3 protein-coding genes are annotated in these 2,222 nt (G+C 35.0%); all 3 read right to left on the reverse strand.

Features of this window, described 5'->3' with window-relative positions:
- Positions 1-690: amino acid ABC transporter ATP-binding protein (locus AC1DTM_RS23460; protein WP_477001011.1), on the reverse strand; the 690-nt coding region annotated here is incomplete at its 3' end.
- Positions 683-1,342: an amino acid ABC transporter permease gene (locus tag AC1DTM_RS23465; protein WP_002111716.1), complete on the reverse strand. Its 660-nt coding sequence runs from the start codon at positions 1,340-1,342 to the stop codon at positions 683-685. The genes AC1DTM_RS23460 and AC1DTM_RS23465, both read right to left, overlap by 8 nt.
- A 36-nt stretch (positions 1,343-1,378) precedes the next feature.
- Positions 1,379-2,158 carry a transporter substrate-binding domain-containing protein gene (locus tag AC1DTM_RS23470; RefSeq protein ID WP_002111717.1) on the reverse strand — a complete coding sequence of 260 codons (780 nt, stop codon included), beginning with the start codon at positions 2,156-2,158 and terminating at the stop codon, positions 1,379-1,381.
- Positions 2,159-2,222: the final 64 nt, after the last annotated feature.

Consider the following 2,222-nt stretch of genomic DNA (forward strand, 5'->3'; position numbering starts at 1 on the left):
GTCACTTTTTGGTGCTGTAAAAAACTCTTCCGGATTACTATCTTCTACGAGCTTTCCACCATCTAAAAAGAGAACACGGTCTGCTACTTCTTTTGCAAATCCCATTTCATGTGTAACGATTGCCATCGTCATTCCTGTCGTAACTAATGATTTCATAACTTCTAACACTTCTTTCACCATTTCTGGATCTAACGCAGAGGTCGGTTCATCAAACAACATAACTTCCGGTTCCATCGCTAACGCTCTTGCAATTGCTACACGCTGCTTTTGTCCACCTGAAAGGCGATTTGGATATGCATCTTTCTTATCTAATAACCCCACTTTTTCTAAAAGTTTCTCAGCTTTTTTTTCAGCCTCTTGCTTCGTTACTCCTTTTACATTGATAGGAGCATACGTAATATTTTCTAATACAGTCATATGAGGGAATAAGTGAAAATGTTGAAATACCATTCCGACATTTTCACGAACGTGCATAATATTTGTCTTCGGATTCGTTACTTCTTCCGTTCCAATCCAAATGTGACCAGCTGTCGCTGCTTCTAGTACATTCATACAGCGTAAAAATGTTGACTTTCCAGATCCAGACGGTCCGATAATTGCAACAACTTCTCCTTTTTCAATCGTTGTTGTAATTCCTTTTAATACTTCATTTTTTCCAAATGATTTATGAAGGTTGTCAATTTTAATCACTTTTCTTCATTCTCCCTTCAATTGCCTTCCCGATTAATGTAAGAATAATTACTAATATATAATAAATAAGTCCAACAAACAGTAATGGCTCAAGATATTTAAATGTTTCACCGCCTACAATATAAGCACGGCGCATTAAATCAGTCGCTCCTATTACAGTTACTACAGCCGACTCTTTCGTAAGTGTCGCAAACTCATTCACAAGCGCTGGTAATATATTTTTTAAAGCTTGAGGAAAAATAATATTTCTCATCATTTTACTGTACGGAATACCTAAAGCCATTGCTGCTTCTGTTTGCCCTTTATCGACTGCTTGAATGCCGGCACGAATCACTTCTGACATATATGCACCTGAGTTTAAGCTAAATGCAAGTACAGCTGCTAAAAAGGCTGGTATCTCATATCCAATCATTTGCGGAACACCGAAATAAATAATCATTAATTGCAATACAAGCGGTGTGCCACGAAATATTGACGTATAAATATCTGCTGCAATATTTAATACTCGTATTCTAGCAATTTTGCAAAGCGCTAATAGCGTTCCTAAAATAAATCCTACCACAGCTGATGCAGCTACAATTTTCAATGTAACTTCTAATCCCTTTAATATATATGGTATTGAAGGCGTAATTGCCGAAAAATCTAGATTCATCCTTTTCATTCCCCTCACAGAAAAGTGAAAGGCAGCTTATTTTCCGCTGCCAAACCATTTCTTCACTAATTTATCCATTTCTCCATTTTCTTGCATTTTCTTAATTACTTTATTAAATTCTTCTGTTTTATCACTGTTTTTCGGAAGAGCAATTGCTGCACCTACTTCTTCTGGTGCTTCTTGAATTTCAATTCCTTGTAGTTCTTTCATTTTTTCTAAATAATTTTTTGCAACTGTGTCTTCTATAATTGCAGCGTCAAAACGACCAGCTTTAATTTCTTGTACGATTTCTGGTATACGGTCACGTCCCTCAGTTTTGAAATCGACTTGTTTTTTAAATTCTTCTGCTTTTTCTTCTTGGATTGATCCTGTTTGTACTCCTACTTTTTTACCTTTTAAATCTTCTAATGATTTAATATTAGAGCCCTTTTTTGAAACAATCATATTTTTAGCAACAAAATAAATATCTGTGAAATCAGCATTATTTTTACGCTCTGCAGTTGGTGTCATACCTGCCATAACGAAATCAACTTTTCCTGAGCTAAGAGATGCTAATAATCCGCCAAAATCCATATCTTTCACTTTCACTTCATACCCAAGTTCTTTTCCGATATATTTTGCAATATCAACATCAAAACCGATAATTTCATCACTTTTTGATGCTTCCACGTATTCATACGGTTTATAGTCTGCTGAAGTCCCCATAACGAGTACTTTTTTATTCTCACTCTTCGTCTTTTCTTCCCCATTACTACAAGCACTGAACATACTTACAATTAAAATAAGTGCAAATGATATTGATAATAACTTCTTCATCTTTCTTCCCCCTAATAATGTATATTTAAAAGTTAAATAGAATATTTATTCGATGTTTGTATTG

Source organism: Bacillus sp. P4_D3, assembly GCF_056401855.1.